The organism is Pseudoxanthomonas sp. YR558 (genome assembly GCF_900116385.1).
GTDB lineage: Bacteria > Pseudomonadota > Gammaproteobacteria > Xanthomonadales > Xanthomonadaceae > Pseudoxanthomonas_A.
Map to the genome: position 1 here is coordinate 743,849 of NZ_FPCI01000001.1, position 16,942 is coordinate 760,790.

The 16,942-nt window shown below is 68.6% G+C and carries 16 protein-coding genes; 6 read left to right on the top strand and 10 right to left on the bottom strand.

The features are described from left to right. Positions 1 to 30 precede the first annotated feature (30 nt). Positions 31 to 2,940 (bottom strand): bifunctional diguanylate cyclase/phosphodiesterase, encoded by a 2,910-nt coding sequence (locus BM365_RS03420; protein ID WP_093486612.1) that lies wholly within the window; start codon positions 2,938 to 2,940, stop codon positions 31 to 33. A 259-nt stretch (positions 2,941 to 3,199) separates the two neighbouring features. On the opposite strand from BM365_RS03420, the gene BM365_RS03425 reads away from it, so the two are divergent. From BM365_RS03425 to BM365_RS03445, 5 genes are all read left to right on the top strand, one after another. Further along, positions 3,200 to 3,754 carry an RNA polymerase sigma factor gene (locus BM365_RS03425; RefSeq protein ID WP_093489443.1) on the top strand — a complete coding sequence of 185 codons (555 nt, stop codon included), beginning with the start codon at positions 3,200 to 3,202 and terminating at the stop codon, positions 3,752 to 3,754. Continuing rightward, positions 3,751 to 4,863 carry a hypothetical protein gene (locus BM365_RS03430; protein WP_093486614.1) on the top strand — a complete coding sequence of 371 codons (1,113 nt, stop codon included), beginning with the start codon at positions 3,751 to 3,753 and terminating at the stop codon, positions 4,861 to 4,863. Before BM365_RS03425 ends, BM365_RS03430 begins: the two co-directional genes overlap by 4 nt. Further along, a complete protein-coding gene (locus BM365_RS03435) occupies positions 4,860 to 5,450 on the top strand; it encodes an IMPACT family protein (RefSeq protein WP_093486616.1) in 591 nt (196 codons plus the stop codon). The genes BM365_RS03430 and BM365_RS03435 overlap by 4 nt, the downstream gene beginning before the upstream one ends. A gap of 87 nt (positions 5,451 to 5,537) precedes the next feature. Further along, positions 5,538 to 7,313 carry an ABC transporter transmembrane domain-containing protein gene (locus BM365_RS03440; RefSeq protein ID WP_093486618.1) on the top strand — a complete coding sequence of 592 codons (1,776 nt, stop codon included), beginning with the start codon at positions 5,538 to 5,540 and terminating at the stop codon, positions 7,311 to 7,313. Between the two features lie 71 nt (positions 7,314 to 7,384). Further along, positions 7,385 to 7,762 (top strand): hypothetical protein, encoded by a 378-nt coding sequence (locus tag BM365_RS03445; RefSeq protein WP_093486620.1) that lies wholly within the window; start codon positions 7,385 to 7,387, stop codon positions 7,760 to 7,762. 3 nt (positions 7,763 to 7,765) lie between these two features. Here BM365_RS03445 and BM365_RS03450 read toward each other — a convergent pair whose 3' ends face one another. Next, positions 7,766 to 8,923, bottom strand: a complete 1,158-nt coding sequence (locus BM365_RS03450) for a fatty acid desaturase family protein (protein WP_093486622.1) — start codon at positions 8,921 to 8,923, stop codon at positions 7,766 to 7,768. Beyond that, a complete protein-coding gene (locus BM365_RS03455) occupies positions 8,923 to 10,026 on the bottom strand; it encodes a ferredoxin reductase (protein ID WP_093486624.1) in 1,104 nt (367 codons plus the stop codon). The genes BM365_RS03450 and BM365_RS03455 overlap by 1 nt, the downstream gene beginning before the upstream one ends. A gap of 106 nt (positions 10,027 to 10,132) precedes the next feature. On the opposite strand from BM365_RS03455, the gene fabR reads away from it, so the two are divergent. After that, positions 10,133 to 10,786, top strand: a complete 654-nt coding sequence (fabR, locus tag BM365_RS03460) for an HTH-type transcriptional repressor FabR (RefSeq protein WP_093486626.1) — start codon at positions 10,133 to 10,135, stop codon at positions 10,784 to 10,786. Positions 10,787 to 10,793: 7 nt separating this feature from the next. Here the strand turns inward: fabR and BM365_RS03465 are convergent, their stop codons facing one another. The 7 genes from BM365_RS03465 to nagZ all read right to left on the bottom strand — a co-directional run bounded on the left by BM365_RS03465 (position 10,794) and on the right by nagZ (position 16,932). Continuing rightward, positions 10,794 to 11,309, bottom strand: a complete 516-nt coding sequence (locus BM365_RS03465) for a L,D-transpeptidase family protein (protein WP_175502033.1) — start codon at positions 11,307 to 11,309, stop codon at positions 10,794 to 10,796. Beyond that, the gene (locus tag BM365_RS03470) at positions 11,306 to 12,931 is read right to left on the bottom strand and encodes an acyl-CoA dehydrogenase family protein (protein WP_093486628.1); all 1,626 of its coding nucleotides are present in this window, start codon (positions 12,929 to 12,931) and stop codon (positions 11,306 to 11,308) included. Before BM365_RS03470 ends, BM365_RS03465 begins: the two co-directional genes overlap by 4 nt. Before the next feature lie 56 nt (positions 12,932 to 12,987). Then, a complete protein-coding gene (locus BM365_RS03475; protein WP_093486630.1) occupies positions 12,988 to 14,208 on the bottom strand; it encodes an FAD-dependent oxidoreductase in 1,221 nt (406 codons plus the stop codon). A 99-nt stretch (positions 14,209 to 14,307) separates the two neighbouring features. Continuing rightward, positions 14,308 to 14,514, bottom strand: coding sequence for a cold-shock protein (locus BM365_RS03480; RefSeq protein ID WP_055942196.1), 207 nt, complete (start codon positions 14,512 to 14,514; stop codon positions 14,308 to 14,310). A gap of 91 nt (positions 14,515 to 14,605) precedes the next feature. After that, positions 14,606 to 15,352 (bottom strand): S-methyl-5'-thioinosine phosphorylase, encoded by a 747-nt coding sequence (locus BM365_RS03485; protein WP_093486632.1) that lies wholly within the window; start codon positions 15,350 to 15,352, stop codon positions 14,606 to 14,608. Between the two features lie 3 nt (positions 15,353 to 15,355). Next, positions 15,356 to 15,925, bottom strand: a complete 570-nt coding sequence (locus BM365_RS03490) for a hypoxanthine-guanine phosphoribosyltransferase (RefSeq protein WP_093486634.1) — start codon at positions 15,923 to 15,925, stop codon at positions 15,356 to 15,358. Beyond that, positions 15,925 to 16,932: a beta-N-acetylhexosaminidase gene (gene nagZ, locus BM365_RS03495; protein ID WP_093486637.1), complete on the bottom strand. Its 1,008-nt coding sequence runs from the start codon at positions 16,930 to 16,932 to the stop codon at positions 15,925 to 15,927. Before nagZ ends, BM365_RS03490 begins: the two co-directional genes overlap by 1 nt. Positions 16,933 to 16,942: the final 10 nt, after the last annotated feature.

Consider the following 16,942-nt stretch of genomic DNA (forward strand, 5'->3'; position numbering starts at 1 on the left):
CGCCGCTCCGCAACCTGGATGCGCGGCCGATCAGGCCGCGTCGATCGTGGTGGCCTGGTCCAGGCTCGCGGCGGGCCGGCCGAGCAGGTAGCCCTGCCCCAGGTGGCAGCCCAGTTCCACGAGCGATTGGCGCTGCTCTTCGGTTTCCACGCCTTCGGCGATGGTTTCGATGCCCAGCGTACCGGCCAGCGCAAGGATCGCGCGCACCAAGGCCAGGCTTTCGGGTCGCGCTTCGTTGCCCAGCCCGGAGACGAAACTGCGGTCGATCTTGAGCACCGAGATGGGGAAGCGATGCAGGTACGACAGCGCCGAAAAGCCGGTGCCGAAGTCGTCCAGTTGCGCAAGGATGCCGTGCTGGCGCAGCGTGCGCAGGATGCGCAACGTCCGGGGCGCGTCATCAAGCAGCGCCACCTCGGTGATCTCCAGGCGTAGTTGCGACGGGTCGGCGCCCTGCGCCTCGAACATGGCCAGCAGGCGGTCGGCGAAATCCGGCGAACGGAAATGCCGCGGCGACACGTTGACCGAGATGTAGCCCTCCACGCCACGCGCGATCTGCCGCACGACCTGTTCGTAAAGCAGCCAGTCGACCTGTTCGATCAGTCCGCTGTCCTCGCCCAGCCCGATGAATTCCGCCGGCAGCAGCAGGCCACGACGCTCGTGCTGCCAGCGCAGCAGCGCTTCGTGCCCGATCACGCGACCATCGTCCATCCGGCGGATGGGCTGGTAGAACGGCAGGAAATCGCGGTTGTTGATGGCGCGCCGCAGATCGGCTTCCAGGTCCAGGCTCTGCATCGCGGCTTCGCGCATCGCCTCGTCGAACAGCGCGGAGCGGTCGCGCCCCTGCTCCTTCGCGCGGTACATCGCCGCGTCGGCGTCGCGCAGCAGTTCCTCGCCATTGCGGTAGCGGGGATGCCAGAGCGCGATGCCCAAACTGGCGGACGGGAACAATTCGCGCCCTGCCACCCACATTGGCCGACCCAGCGCCGCGAGCAGGCGCTGGGCGAAATCGCGCACGTTCTCGACACCGTCGGCGTACTCGACCAGCAGGGCGAACTCGTCGCCGCCGAGTCGCGCGACCACGTCGTCGCCGCGCACGCTCATGGTGATGCGGCGCGCGACTTCGACCAATAGTTCGTCGCCAGCCGCATGCCCCATGCTGTCGTTGACGAGCTTGAACCGGTCCAGGTCGAGGAACAGCACCGCGAACGCCTGCCCGTCCCCATGGCGCGCGCGTTCGATCGCCGCCGACAGACGGTCGAGCAGGTGCGGCCGGTTCGGCAAGCCGGTCAGCGCGTCATGCGTGGCCTGATAGGTGAGCTGCTGTTCAGCGCGCAGGCGTTCGCTGATCTGCCCGCGCAACTGGTGATTGGCTTCGTTGAGCTCGCGCGTGCGTTCCTCCACCCGGCGTTCCAGGTCCGCGTGCGCACTGCGCAGTCTGTCCTGGGTCAGCTGACGGTCCAGGCCGTTGCCGATGTGGTGGGCGACGAAGGTCAGCAGGTTCTGGTCGTGCGACGTGAATTTCACTTCGTCGGAGTAACTCTGCACCACCACCGTACCGACGACATCCTCGCCGCGGAACAGCGGCACGCCCAGCCAGCTGTGCGCAGGCGGCCCGTGCTGTAACACCTTGCCCGCCTCGGCCAGCTGCCCGATCACTTCGCGGTCCGCGAGCAGCGGACGGCCGGTGGCGACGACGTACTCCGTCAGGCCGTTGGTCATCCGGCGCGCCTTGCGCATCGGGTCGCGTTCGTCGATGGAGTACGGGAAGTTGAGCTCTTCGCCATCGTCCGAGATCAGCGCGATGTAGAAGTTGCGGGCATTGATGAGTTCGTCCACCACCACATGCACGTCGGCGTAGAAGCGCTCCAGGCTATCGGAGGTGATCGCCAGTTCGGTGATGCGGAACAGTGCGCGCTGCAGTTTCTCCGCCCGCTTGCGCTCCATGATCTCCGCCTGCAGTTCGCGGTTGGCGCGCTGCAGTTCGTGAGTGCGGACCGCCACGCGGTGCTCCAGCTCCACGTGGGCATGCTTGCGGTCCAGCGCCGTCAGGATGTGCTGGGCCACGTAGCCCAGCAGGGCGCGGTCTTCATCGGCATAGCTGGCAGGTGTGTCGTAGCTCTGCACGACGATGGCGCCGCAGACACGGTCGTCGCGCCGCATCGGCACGCCCAGCCAGTCCAGGCTGTCGGGGCCATGCGAGGGGTCGCGGACGACGCCCAGTTTCTGCCGGATCACTGCCGACGGACCACGCAGCGGCTGCCCATGGCGCAGCAGCGCGAAGGTCATGCTGTTGGCCATCTCTTCTTCGCCGAACTCGCGCTCCGGCTCGGCGATGTACGGGTCGCGCTGGTCCGCGAAGTACAGGAAACGGACGGTGCGACGCTGGTCGTCGTAGAGGACGATGTAGCAGTTCTCCGCGTACATCAGCGAATTCACCACCGCGTGGATGCGACGGAGCATCTCCGGCATCTCGAGGTCAGCACCGGCCAGGTCGGCGATCTCGTACAGCGCCTGCTGCAGGCGCTTGGATTTCTCCAACGAGACGATGCGCGCCTGCGCGCGCGACGCATCCAGTGTGGTCACCAGCAAGGTGCGGGCAAGCAGGAGCCAGGATTCTTCCTCCACCATCGAGAGCGGAGTCGGTAACGCCACAGCGAGGGCGACCCGCGCGTTGCCGTCGGCGTTGTCCCAGGCATGCACGCGCAGGTCGGGACCGTCGTGTTCGACGATCGCCTCGGCCAGTGCATGCTCGGCGCGCCGCCGGAGCATGGCGGAGGCGCCCGGTGTGGCGCCGGCTCCGTTGCCCAGCGCCCAGTCCCGCCAGCAGACCGCCAGCTCCGCGCCTGCCGGCAGCAGCCCACGCAGGATCGACGCGATCCGCTCAGCGGGCGACGCGGGCGTACTGGCCGGATTGTCTGCGCTGATCGATGGCGTAGGCATGACCGTGTCCCGACAGAGACGGTGCAAGTATCTGGATATCCCCCGGCGAGCATACCGCCTGCCGCCCCCTGAACGGAAACCGCGCCACAACCCCATCCCGGCCCGCGAGGCGTTCACCCTTCATGTGTGCAAGACGCTCGCCAGCGCCACCCTCGTCCTCATCGGCCCCGAAACCGCCTCGGCCGGGTGGCTGAACGCGTCGGCCGCGCTGCCCCGCCCCGGCTTCACGGCCGTGCGCGGACCGCTTACGCTGGTGGCGGTGAACGATCTTGCCGAACCCGCCGACGAAACCTTGATGCTGGCCTATGCCGCCGGCGACGCGTCGGCCTTCGAACAGCTCTACGCACGGCATCGCGGACCGCTCTACCGGTTCCTGCTGCGCCACCTGCGCGATGCGGCGCTGGCGGATGAGTTTTTCCAGGACACCTGGCAGCGTGTGATCGCCGCGCGCCAGGGTTGGAAACCGGAAGCGGCGTTCGGGACCTGGCTGTACCGGATCGCGCACAATCGGTTGAACGACCACTGGCGTGCGCTGAAGCACCGCCCGGCGGCCCCCGAGGACGCGGAAGCGCGCACCGAGCGCGTCCCGGACCCGGATACGCCCGAGCGGCAGCTGTCCGAGTTCGAGCAGCGGCGGCGGCTGCAGGTCGCGATGGATGAATTGCCCCCCGAACAGCGCGAAGTGCTGCTGTTGCGGTTGGAGCAGGAACTGACTCTGGAGGAGATCGGCGAGATCACCGGCGTGGGCCGGGAAACCGTGAAATCGCGGTTGCGGTATGCGATGGACCGGTTGCGGTCGAGGTTGAACGAATGAAGACGCCCCACGAACCCCTGACGCCCGAAGAACGCGCCCTGGCGCAGTCCCTGTCCAGGCTCGGCCCCCATGGCGGCCCATCGCCCGACCTGGATGCGCGCATCCTCGGCGCCGCCCGGGCGGCCGTGCAGGAAGCACCCGCGTCGCGCGGCGGGGCCGTGCGGTCATCGCGCCGGCGCTGGCCGCTTGGAATGGGCGTAGCCGCCTCCGTGCTGCTGGCCGCCGGGATCGCCTGGCAGTTGCGGCCCACCCACCAGATGCAGGCCGCCAGCGAGGTGCCTGTGCTGGCCCGGCATGAAACTGCGGTGATGTCTCCGCCCCTGGACCAGGCCATCGATGCCGCGGCGGCGCCGGAAGCGGACGTCGCGGCGGCTGCTGCGGCCGTCGAGTCCTACGAGCCGCCTGCCCCCGCCAAGAATCTCGCCCCGCCCAAGGTGGAGGCGGTGTCGGCACCGCCTGCTCCCCCCAGCCCCGCCCGCAAGAATGCCGAGGCCGCCGCGCGCCAGGAGCCTCCACCCAAGCGTGGGCCGCTGTCGATCATCCCCACCGTGCCGGGCCTGCCCGCGCCCGCCGAACCGACACTGGCGCGCAAGTCGACGGTACCTCAGGCATTCCCTGAGGCCGTCGAAGATCGCGCAGCCGCGGAAGAAGGCGCCCTGCAGCAACAGTCCCGCCAACGCGCATTGGCGGAGCAACAACGCGAACAGCAGCTGCGCAGCGAAAGCGAGCGTCGGTCGAGCGAAGCCAAAGCGGCCGCCGACTCCTCCGACACACTCGACGCCGTCATGGTCACCGGATCTCGGCTTTCGAAGCAGGATGGCTATGTTGCGGCGCCGGCCGCGGCCCCTCCGCCGCCCCCGCCCGCCCCTGCCGCCAGCGCAGGCGCCGCGTCGCCCAGCGTGGCGCGCAACGCGCTGCGCCGGACCGAGCTGCAGGTGCCCGTGGACGAAGACGCGCGCCTGATGCCCGCTGAGTGGCTGGACCGGATCCGCCTGCGCCGCGATCTCGGCGACAGCGCCAACGCGCTGCGCAGCCTGCAGCTGTTCGTGCAGGAACATCCCTTCCAGCGCGTGCCGGACGACCTGCGACCGCTGCTGGGAACGCCGTGACCGATACGCTCGCGGCGCGCGCCTCCCATCTGCTGGAGGTGAAGCACAGCCGTTTCCTCGCACTGGCCGCACCCGTCGCAACACCGGACGACGCGCTCGCCTTCCTGCGCGATGTCGCCGTCCCCGACGCCACGCACAACTGCTGGGCATACCGGATCGGCAGCGAGTACCGCTCCAGCGACGATGGAGAACCCGCGGGGACCGCCGGCCGGCCGATCCTAAGCGCGATCGACGGCCAGGGTTACGACCGCGTAATGGTGGTGGTGACCCGCTGGTACGGCGGCATCAAGCTGGGTGCCGGCGGCCTGGTGCGCGCTTATGGCGGGGCGGCGGCGGAGTGCCTGCGGCAGGCGCCGCGCCTGCCCGTCGTGGCGATGGCCTCCCTGGTGCTGGTCTGTCCCTTCGACGATCTGGGCGCCGTGCATGGCGCGCTGGCCGCCCATCTGGCGGTGAAACAGGACGAATCGTTCGACGAATCCGGCGCCCGGCTCGCGATCGAACTCCCCGCCGATCGCGTGGACGCCTTGAAAACCCAGCTGCGCGACGCCACCCGTAATCGTGTGCGCGTGATGCCGGCCACGGCCTGATGCGCTACGCGAGGCGCATGCGGGAGGCGCTGCGGGATCCCGACGGACCGCAACGCCTCCCACAGTCGCCTTGATCCGATCTTCCCGATGACCGACAACGCCACCGACACCCCCGACCCGTCCAAACCCAAGGCCAAGCTCGGCACGCTGCGCGCGCTGTGGCCCTTCGTGCGCCGGCATGCGGGCCTGTTCGCCGCCTGGCTGTGCGCGCTGGCGCTGGCGTCGGCGGCGACGCTGAGCTTCCCGGTCGCGTTCAAGCAGATGATCGATGGCGGTTTTCACAGCGGCGGGAACATCGATCGGGTGTTCCTGGGCGTCTTCATCGTCGTCCTGGTGCTCGCGATTGCCAGCGCGGCCCGCTTCTATTTCGTCTCGCTGCTCGGCGAGCGCGTCGTGGCCGATCTTCGCAAGCAACTGTACGGGCACCTGGTCGGACTGGATGCCGAGTTCCATGACCGCACCCGCAGCGGCGAACTGGTCTCGCGCCTTTCCGCCGACAGTGAACTGCTTCGCAGCGTCGTGGGTAGCAGCATGTCGGTGGCCCTGCGCAGCAGCATCACCGTGATCGGCAGCATCGTGATGCTGTTCGTCACCAGCCCGAAGTTGGCGGCCTACGCACTGGTCGGCATTCCACTCGCGGTGCTGCCCATCGTGCTGGGCGCCCGCCGGCTGGAGAAGGCATCGCGCGCCAGCCAGGACCGCGTGGCCGACGCCAACACGCTTGCCAGCGAAACTCTGGGCGCCGTGCGCACCGTGCAGGCGCACGCGCGCGAGCCGTATGAACTCAAGCGCTTCGGCGATGCGGTAGCGGTCGCCGTGGAAACCGCGCGCAAGCGCATTCGCGCGCAGTCGCTGGTCACGGCCACGGTCATCACGCTGGTGTTCGGCGCCGTGGTGCTGGTGCTCTGGTCGGGTGCGCACGACGTGATCGGCGGACGCATGACGACGGGCGAACTCGGCCAGTTCGTCTTCTATGCCCTGATCGGCGGCGGCTCGGTGGGCGCCTTGGCCGAAGTCTGGAACGAACTGCAGCGCGCCGCCGGCGGCATGGGCCGGATCGCCGAACTCCTCAACGAAACGCCGACGATCCGCGCCCCCGCGGCGCCGCATCGCCTGCCTGCCCCGGTGAAGGGCGAGATCCGCTTCGACAACGTCTCGTTCCACTACCCCTCGCGGCCCGACCTTCCCGCGCTCGACGATTTCGACCTGACCGTCAACCCGGGCGAAACCGTCGCCCTGGTGGGCCCGTCCGGCGCCGGCAAGAGCACGGTGTTCTCGATGCTGCTGCGCTTCCACGACGCGCAGACCGGCAGCGTGCGCATGGACGGCGTGGACCTGCGCGACCTCGACCCAGCCGACTTGCGCGAACACATCGCGCTGGTGCCCCAGCAGCCGACGATCTTCGCCGCCAGCGCTGCCGAGAACATCCGCTACGGCAAGCTCGACGCCAACGACGCGCAACTGCAGGCCGCCGCCGAAGCCGCCGAGGCCGATGATTTCATCCGCGAATTGCCGGGCGGCTTCGACAGCCCGCTGGGCGAGCGCGGCGCTCGCCTCTCCGGGGGACAGCAGCAGCGCATCGCGATCGCCCGCGCCCTGCTGAAGGACGCACCGGTGCTGCTGCTGGACGAAGCCACCAGCGCGCTGGATGCGCAGAGCGAGCGCGCCGTGCAGCACGCGCTGGAACGGCTGATGGATGGCCGCACCACGCTGGTGATCGCGCATCGCCTGGCCACCGTGCTGAAGGCCGACCGCATCGTCGTGATGGACCGTGGCCGCATCGTCGCCCAAGGCACGCACGCGGAGCTGCTGGCGCAGGACGGCCTGTACGCGGAGCTCGCGCGCCTGCAGTTCCTCGACTGAGGGTCGTCGCGCACGACAGCCCAGGGCACGTGGTCTAGGATGCGGGGCATTGCCCCCGGGAGCCGCACCCGATGTCCGATTCCCTGCCACCGCTGCTGCGCGGCCTGGGCACCCTGCTGATCCTGCTGACCAGCGCACTGGTCGTGACCGTGGAGCGGCGCGAGAACACCGCGCGTGTCGAACAGGCGCACATCGCCCGGGTCGCACTGAAGGCGGAGGAATCGCTGCCGCCAGGGCGCGCCGATACGGACGCGCTGACCCAGGAAGTGAAGCTGCTGCGCCTGCAGCTGCAGGACAACGACCTGGCCGACGACGTCTTCGAGAACCCGTGGTTCCAGTGGCTCGGCCTGCTGGGCACCGGCCTGATCGCCGCGTCGTTTTTTGCCGAATGGCGCCTCAAGCGCACCATCGCCCGCGCGGCGCGAGCGACGTCGCCGGAAGACGCCTAGCGGTTACGCGATGGCGTCGGCCGTCACCAGCGCCGGCATGCGGCGCGGACGGCTGGGAAACGCATGCCGCACGATCCGCCAGCACACCTGGCCGAATTGGGTAAACAGCGTACCGGTGTTGTAATGCTGTCCGTAGCGCGCGCAGATGGCCCGCACTTCCTTCGCCATCTCCGCGTAGCGGTTGGCGGGGATGTCCGGATAGAAGTGGTGTTCGATCTGGTGGCTCAGGTTGCCCGACATGACGTTCATCAGGAAACCGCCGCGCAAGTTCGACGAACCCCGCAGCTGGCGCAGGTACCAATGGCCGCGCGACTCGTTCTTGATGCAGTCCTTCGGAAACGTCTCCGCGTTGGCGGTGAAGTGGCCGCAGAAGATGATCACGTAGGTCCACACGTTGCGCAGGCCGTTGGCGACCATGTTGCCCAGCAGCACCGGCAGGAAGAACGGGCCGGCCAGTGCCGGATAGATCACGTAGTCCTTGGCCAGCTGGCGACCCATCTTGCGCACCACCGGCGCGGATTTCCGACGCAGCTGCTTGTTGGTCATCTTGCCGCTCCACCAGCGGCCCAGCTTCAGGTCCTGGATGGCGATGCCCCACTGGAACAGCAGCGCGAATACCACGGCCACGAACGGCTGCACCAGGTAGAACGGACGCCACTTCTGTTCGGGGAAGATGCGCAGCAGGCCATAGCCGATGTCGTCGTCCAGGCCGCGCACGTTGGTGTAGGTGTGGTGGCGGAAATTGTGGGTGTGCCGCCAGTTGTCGCTGGTCGCCACGATGTCCCAGTCGTAGGTCTTGCCGTTGAGCTGCGGGTCGCCCATCCAGTCGTACTGGCCGTGGATGACGTTGTGGCCGAGTTCCATGTTGTCCAGGATCTTGCCCAGGCCCAGCGAGAACGCACCCAGCGCCCACAGCACCCAGAACAACCAGCCCACCGCGCTATCGGCCAGCCACAGGCCACCGGCGATGGCGGCGGCGAACAGCAGCACGCGGCCGGTGAGGTTGCTGAAACGCACCGCCTTCACCACGTTGCGGATGTAGCGCGCATCGCGTGCGCCCAGCGTGGCGACGGTGCGCGCGCGCAGAGCGTCGAGTTCTTCGCCGAAGCGGTCCAGCTCTTCGACGGAAAGCTTGCGGTTGCGGGAAGAGGAAGTGGCCATCAGAGATCGAGCTCGAGATCGGTGGCGGCGCTGTGGGTGCACAGCTTCAACGCCTGGGTGGGTTCGTGGGACAGGTCGCCGCTCGGCAGGTGACGCGTGCTGCCGGCGGACTTGCCGCAGGCGCAGGTGTTGCAGATGCCCATGCGGCAGCCGGACGGCGGCTTCAGGCCATGCTGTTCCAGTGCGACCAGCAGCGACTCGCCGCGCGGTATGCGCAGCGTGCGCCCGCTGCGTTGCAGACGGATGTCGACCTCGCCTTCGTCGACCACCGTCACCGGGGGCGGCGTGAAGGCCTCGGCCTGGAATGAGGTCGCTTGCGCTGCGAGCAGCTGGCGCGCGGCTTCGACGAAGCCACCCGGACCGCAGGCCAACACCTGCGAAGTCGCTACATCGCCGGCATGCGCGGCCAGCAAGGCGTCGTCGATGCGGCCTTCGGCTTCGTCGGCCGCCGCGGCGGCTTCGCGCGTCACCAGCAGGCGGAAACGGAAGCGCGGCTGGGCCGCGGCGAGTGCGCGCAGCTCCGGCAGGAAGCAGGCTTCCTCGCGCGTGCGGACCCAGTACAGCAGCGTGGCGTCGGCGGGCATGTCCTTCGCCGAAAGCTCGCGCACTAGCGCGATCATCGGCGTAATGCCGCTACCGGCCGCCAGCATCAGATACGTGCCCTGCGGCACTGCCGGCAGTGTCATCCCGCCGAAGGCCTGGCCCAGCTCGACGATGTCGCCGATGCGTGCAGCCTTGCAGAGATGCTGGCTGACCTTGCCACCCTCGATGGCTTTCACCGTCACCGGCAGCAGGCCGTCCGCCCGCGGCGGCGTGGTCAGGCTGTAGCTGCGGGTGATGCGCACGCCGTCGATGTCCACGCCCAGGTTGACGTGCTGGCCGGCGCGGTGGCCGGCCCAGTGGCGATTGGGCTTGAACAGCAGGGTGACGGCATCGGCCGAGGCGGCTTCACGTGCGACCAGGCGCGCCAGCGGGCGCTCCCAGGTCCAGGTGCGGTGGAAACGGGCGGCCCAGAAGTCGAAGACATCCGGCTTCACGAGGGGCCGGATCAGGCGTTTCAGGGGACCGGGCCGGCGGGGGGACGGGCGGAACTGGGCGTTCATGGCCGCCACTATACCCATGTGAAGACGTTTGTGTATACAGTTGTATATTAATTTACCCGGCTATGATGCCCCTACCACCCCGTATGCCCGGCCCGCCCGCGTGACATTGCATCCGCACCCGCTGCCCCACGATGACCACGGCCCAGGCCGGAAGGCCACGATTTCGCGCGAGGATCTGCTGGCCGCCGCTCTGAAACTGGTGGGCCCGCACCGCAGCGTGTCCACGCTAAGCCTGCGTGAAGTGGCCCGTGAAGCCGGCATCGCGCCGAACAGCTTCTACCGCCAGTTCCGCGACATGGACGAATTGGCGGTGGCGTTGATCGACCTGGCCGGCCGCTCGCTGCGCAAGATCATCGGCGAAGCCCGCCACCGCGCCGCGAGCACCGACCGCAGCGTCGTACGTGGCTCGGTGGAAGCCTTCATCGAGCAGCTGCGCGCCGACGACAAGCTGCTGCACGTACTGCTGCGCGAGGGCAACGTGGGCTCGGACGCCTTCAAGCATGCGGTCGAGCGCGAGCTGCAGTTCTTCGAAGAGGAATTGCACGTCGACCTGGTCCGCCTGGCCACGCGCGACAGGGCGCCGCTGCACGAACCGGCCCTGGTGTCGCGCGCCATCACGCGCCTGGTCTTCGCGATGGGTGCCACGGCGATGGACCTGCCGCCCGAGCGCGACGGCGAACTGATCGACGAACTGTCGGAGATGGTGCGCCTGATCCTGACCGGCTCACGCGCCCTCGCCTCCCGCTCCGCGCCGCGCTGACGCGGCGTCAGGGATCGATGCGGATCGGCGTTCCGACCGGAACGCGTTGCCAGATCGCGTCCATCTCCGCATCGGTGACGGCAATGCAGCCTTCCGTCCAATCCGTGCGCAACCCCGGCGGGGTCGCGCCGTGGATCATGATGTCGCCGCCCGGATCCACACCGCGTGCGATGGCCTGCCGGCGATCGGCTTCGTCCGGATAGGAAATGCGCAGCGACAGGTGGAAGCGGCTGCGGTCGTTGCGATACGTGATGCGGTAGTCGCCTTCCGGCGTGCGCTGGTCGCCTTGCTGCCGCTTGTGTCCCACCGGCTCGCCGCCCAGCACGACACGATAGGTGGCGATGACACGGCCATCGCGCAGCAGGTCCAGCCGTCGCTGCGCCTTGTAGACCCGGATGGCATCGGCCTGCTGGGCCGCCGGAAGCAAGGCCGGCGCAGGACGACCCGGCTCATGCGCGTGCAAGGGCGCTAATCCGCACGCGACCAAGAGGGCGGTAAGACCGCGCATGAGACGGATCTTCATGCCGGCAGCGTCCGTGCGATCACGCCGGCGAAATCCCCCTCCGCCAAGGTGCCGAACACACGCCCCTGCTCGCCGCCCAGGCGACTACGTACGAACATCTCCGCCACCGGGCTGCCTGCGCGGATCAGCACGCCGGCCTGCAGCGCGAGCGCAAGCCGCTCGACCAACCTGCGCGCGCCGCTCTCGGTGGCCTGCGCCATGTCGTGCTGCAAACGCCCGACGAAGGCATCGAAGATCGCATCGCGCCCCGCACACGCTTCGAGCTCGGCGAGCACCGCCTGCGCGCTGGCGGGCTCACGCGACAGCGCGCGCAGTACGTCCAGACACTGCACGTTGCCACTGCCTTCCCAGATGGAATTCAGCGGTGCCTGCCGGTACAGCCGCGGCAGGATCGATTCCTCGACATAGCCCGCGCCGCCTAGGCACTCCTGCGCCTCGTTGACGAAGGCCGGTGCACACTTGCAGATCCAGAACTTGCCGACGGCCGTGGCGACGCGCGCGAACGCCGCCTCCGCGGTATCTCGCGGCGCGGCATCCACAGCGCGCGCGACGCGCACGGCGAAGGCGGTGGCGGCTTCCGACTCCAGTGCGAGGTCCGCCAGCACGTTCTGCATCAGGGCGTGATCGACCAGCCGCTGGCCGAATGCGCGACGATGCCGTGCGTGGTGCACCGCCTGCGCGAGTGCCATCCGCATCTCGGCGGCGGAACCCAGCATGCAGTCCAGGCGCGTCAGCATGACCATCTCGATGATGGTCGCCACACCCCGTCCCTCCTCGCCCACGCGCCATGCCTGCGCGCCGGTGAATTCGACCTCGCTCGATGCATTGGCCCAGTCGCCGAGCTTGTCCTTCAGCCGCATCAGCCGGAACGCGTTTTTCGTGCCGTCTTCGCGTCGGCGCGGCATCAGCAGGCAGGTCAGCCCTCCCGGCGCCTGCGCCAGCACCAGGAAGCCGTCGCACATCGGCGCGGAGAAGAACCACTTGTGCCCGACCAGTGCATACGTACCGTCTGCCTGTGCCGTAGCGACGGTCGCATTCGCGCGCACATCGGAGCCACCCTGCTTCTCGGTCATGCCCATGCCGAGGGTGATACCGGCCTTGTCGGCGATGGGCACATCGCGCGGATCGTAGTGCGGTGCCGCGGCCTTCGCCGCCCACTCGCGCAGCGCGGGGATGCGCTGGAGCACGGGCACTGCGGCATGCGTCATCGTCAACGGGCAGCTGGTGCCCGCTTCCGCCTGGTGATGCAGATAGCTGAGTGCTGCCCGTGCCACGTGCGCGCCCGGCACCGGCTCGTGCCACGAAAGACCGGCCACGCCGTGGGTCTTCGCGACCTCCATCAGCCGGTGGTAGGCGGGATGGAACTCGACGGTGTCTATCCGATGGCCAAGGCGATCGTGCGTGCGCAATCGCGGTCGGTCGCGATTCGCGTCGAAGCCGAGCCGGTACAGCTCGTCGCCCGCCAGCGCGCCATAGGCTGCGAGGCGGGACACGAACGCCTCGCCACCCTCGCGCAGCACGGCCTCGCGCAGCACGACATCATCCGCCCACAGATCGCGCGGTTCGAACGCAGGCGGTTGGTTGTCCACGCGATGCGTTTCGAATGGAGGAAGATCGTCCATCACCGGCTCCCACGGCGGGCTGTCGTCGTCGATTGTGCCCGATGATCGGTCGCGAGCTAGCCTTGCAGCGCCTCCAGGAAGTCCGGCTTCAGCCTCAAGGCACCGAAGAAGCCATGCTGTGTACCGCTCAACACCCGCAGCATGTGGCCACGTCCGCCCGGCAGGCGGCCCATCGGCAGGAAGGCGAGATCGCGCGCCCGTGCGATCACGTCGCGGTCGGACTGGAAGATCGGCGTCAGCCAGCGGCTCCAGAATTGGTAGACGCCCACATGCGCCTGGCGTTCGCGCTGGTAGGCGTGCAACGCAGCAGGAACGGACGCCTGTGTGCGCAACGCATCGCGTAGAGCCAGCGCATCCATCAGCGCCATGTTCACCCCCTGCCCCAGCTGCGGACTCATGCCGTGCGCTGCATCGCCTAGTACGACCAAGCGGTCGCGATGCCACTGGCGCAGGGTAACGTCGCGATAGCTCGCGCGCGCCAACTGGTCGGCATCGACGGTATCGGCCAGGCACGCATCGGCGTCGGGCCACAGGTGCGCAACCTCATCGCGCCATGCTGGCAGTCCGCGCGTTCGCCAAGCATCGAAATCGGCGACCGGCAGACTCCAGAAGAAGCTCAGGCGGGGCAAGTCGTCGCCTGGCCGGGTCCCCACCGGCAACAGGCCGATCATCTTGCGCGCCGCGACGTAGCGCTGCCGCAGTTCGTCGCCCCAGGCCCATCCGCCTTGTGGCACCAGCTGCCATAACGCACCCCAGGGATAGACGGCCTCGCGCTCCACCGCGCCGGTGAACCCGCGCAGCTGCGACGCCGACCCGTCCGCGGCGATGACCAGGTCGAACGGACCGTGCCAGCGACCGTGCTGGTCGCGGACGCGGCGCGTGTCCTCGCTGATCGCGTCGATGGCGTGGCCACGGTGTACCTCGCCGTGCTCGGCCCAGGCATCGGCCAGCAGCGAAAACAGCGCGCCACGCTGCATGCCCACGCCGAACAGCCGCACGTCCAGCCCCGCATAGCGCATGTCCATCACCGCGCGCCCGCACGGCGTCTCGCCATACAAGCGGTTCACGCGCCGGCCATGCGCCATCACCTGGCGCAGCAGGCCGAGCTCCCACAACACCTGCAGGCCGGTCGGCTGCAGCAGGAAGCCGGCGCCCACCGGCCCGAGTTCCGGCGCGCGCTCGAACACCTCCACCCGGTGCCCATCGCGCGACAGCGACAAGGCCGCCGCCTGGCCGGCGGTGCCGTAACCGATGATCGCGATGTGTTGGGAATCCATGGCGCGTGGCGGCCTTTCGTCGTTCGTCAAAGCGGCTTGGCAGGAAACGCGGGCGTTAAAAAACCCCGCCGGAGCGGGGTTCAAGAAAATCGTCTTGGATCAGGCTGCTGGCGTGATGTTGGACGCCTGTGCACCCTTCGGGCCCTGGGTCAACTCGTAGCTGACGCGCTGGCCTTCCTGCAGGCTGCGGAAGCCCTTGGAATTGATGGCGGTGTGGTGCGCAAAGACATCGGCGCTGCCATCTTCTGGCGCGATGAATCCGAAGCCCTTGGCATCGTTGAACCATTTCACGGTACCGTACGGCATAGCGCTTGCGTTTCCTTTTCTGGATGCGGGTGGTGGTGTGTGACTGGACGTCACACGCGCCGAGTATGCAAAGCCCAGCGCGCGTTGACAATCACCCGCGTGCCAGCGCCTCGACCAGGGCCGGGATGCCCGCCGACGCGGCGGCCACGTTCGCCAGCACTTCGTCCATCGTGATTTCCTCGTCGGTCCCGCAGCCGGCGGCCCAGTTGGCGACGATGGCCAGGCATGCGTATTCCAGGCCCATTTCACGCGCCAGACCCGCTTCCGGCATGCCGGTCATGCCGACCAGGTCGCAGCCATCGCGCCGCATGCGGCGGATCTCCGCACGGGTCTCCAGGCGCGGTCCCTGGGTGGCGCCGTAGCACCCGCCATCGACCAGGGAAACGCCGGTCGCGCGGGCGGCCGCAAGGATCTGCTGACGAAGTAAATGCGTGTATGGATCGCCGAAGTCGACATGCAGTACCTCGGTGCCGGGCTCTTCACAGATCGTCGAGATGCGGCCCCAGGTGTAGTCGATCAGCTGGTCCGGGCACGCCAGCACGCGCGGGCCGCAGGCATCGGTGATGCCGCCCACGGTGTTCAGTGCGAGCACGCGGGTGGCACCCAGGTCCTTCAGCGCCTGCAGGTTCGCGCGGTAGTTGATCTTGTGCGGCGGCACCGAATGGCCTTCGCCATGACGCGCGAGGAAGGCCACGCGCTGCCCGCCCAGCAGGCCGACACGGACCGGGCCGGACGGTGCGCCGAAGCGGGTGTCGACGTCATGGGCCTGCACGTCCTGCAGGTCCGCAAGCTTGTAGACGCCGGTACCGCCGATGACGGCGAGCGCGATGTCGCCCATGGCTCAGTCCTTCAACGCGTAGATGCCCGGCAGGTTGCGACCCTGCTCGTGGTAGTCCATGCCGAACCCGAACACGTAGCGGTCGGCGACTTCCAGCCCCACATAGTCGGCGCAGATGCCCGCCACGCAGCGGTCGTGCTGCTTGGTGGTCAAGGCAGCGATGCGCACGTCGGTGGCGCCCTGCTCCAGGCACCACTGCTTCACGGCGAGCAGCGTATGCCCCTCGTCGAGGATGTCGTCGACCAGCAGCACGCGGCGACCGTACAGCGCGGTGGCCGGGCGGTGCTTCCACACCAGTTCGCCGCCGGTGGTTTCGCCGCGGTAGCGCGTGGCATGAAGGTAGTCGAATTCCAGGTCCAGCCCCAACGCGCCCAGCTCCAGCGACAGCTGGCCGGCGAACGGCAGCGCGCCGTGCATGATGGTCAGATAGACCGGCACCTCGCCGGCGTAGTCGCGCGCGATCGGTGCCGCCATCTGCACGATGGCGCGGTCGATCGTCGCACGATCGACCAACAGGTCGGCGTTGGCCAGCGCATCGGCCAGCTTCGGCCGCGGATTGCCCAGCGATTCCATCAAGCCACTCCTTTCAGACTGTCGATGACGCGTGATTGCGTCTGGCCGTAGCGGTCGTCCGCGATCAGCCCATCCCATCCCAGTGCACCGCGCCCCAGTACGCCGAGGACGGCGGCGGTGTTCAGCGCGCGGCCTTCTACCGCCTTCAGCGATTCGTCGACGAGCTTCGGCGAGCAGACCAGCACCACGTCGCATCCCGCGTCCAGGTGGTCGTGGATGCGCTGCTTCACGCCACCAGCCGAGAATGCGGCGGCCATGCCGATGTCGTCGGAGAACACCACGCCGCGGAAGCCCATCTCTTCGCGCAGCACCTGCTGGATCCAGAACGGCGAATAGCCGGCCGGTTCTGGGGCGACGGCGGGATACTTCACGTGTCCCATCATCACCGCATCGGCCTTGGCCTCGATGCCGGCCACGAAAGGCACCAGGTCCTCGGCACGCAGCACCTCCAGCGTGCGCGGATCGACGGCGTCGTCGAAGTGGGTGTCTTCCAGCACCGTGCCATGGCCCGGGAAATGCTTCAGCGTGGCCGCCATGCCGGCGCTGTGCATGCCGCGCACGTAGGCGCGGGTGAACTCGGCGACGATCTGCGGATCGGCATCGAACGCCCGGTTGCCGATGGCCCGATTGCCTCGCGCCAGGTCCACGACCGGCGCGAAGCTCAAGTCCACGCCGCTGGCGATGATCTCGCTGGCCATCAGCCAGGCGTGCTCCTCGGCACGCTGCAGGGCCAGGGACGGATCCTGCGCATAGAGCTTGCCGAACCCTTCCAGCGCGGGCAGGTCGCTGTAGCCCTCGCGGAAGCGCTGCACGCGGCCGCCTTCCTGGTCCACGCAGACCAGTTGCGGACGCGGCGCGGCGGCGCGGATGGCCTGCGACAGTTCCGCCACCTGCGCGCGCGAGGCGAAGTTGCGGGTGAACAGGATGACGCCGGCGACGGCGTCGTGCTGCAGCCAGTCGCGCTCCTGCGCGGTGAGTTCGGTGCCGGCGATGCCGATGACGAGCATTTCGGGGGAT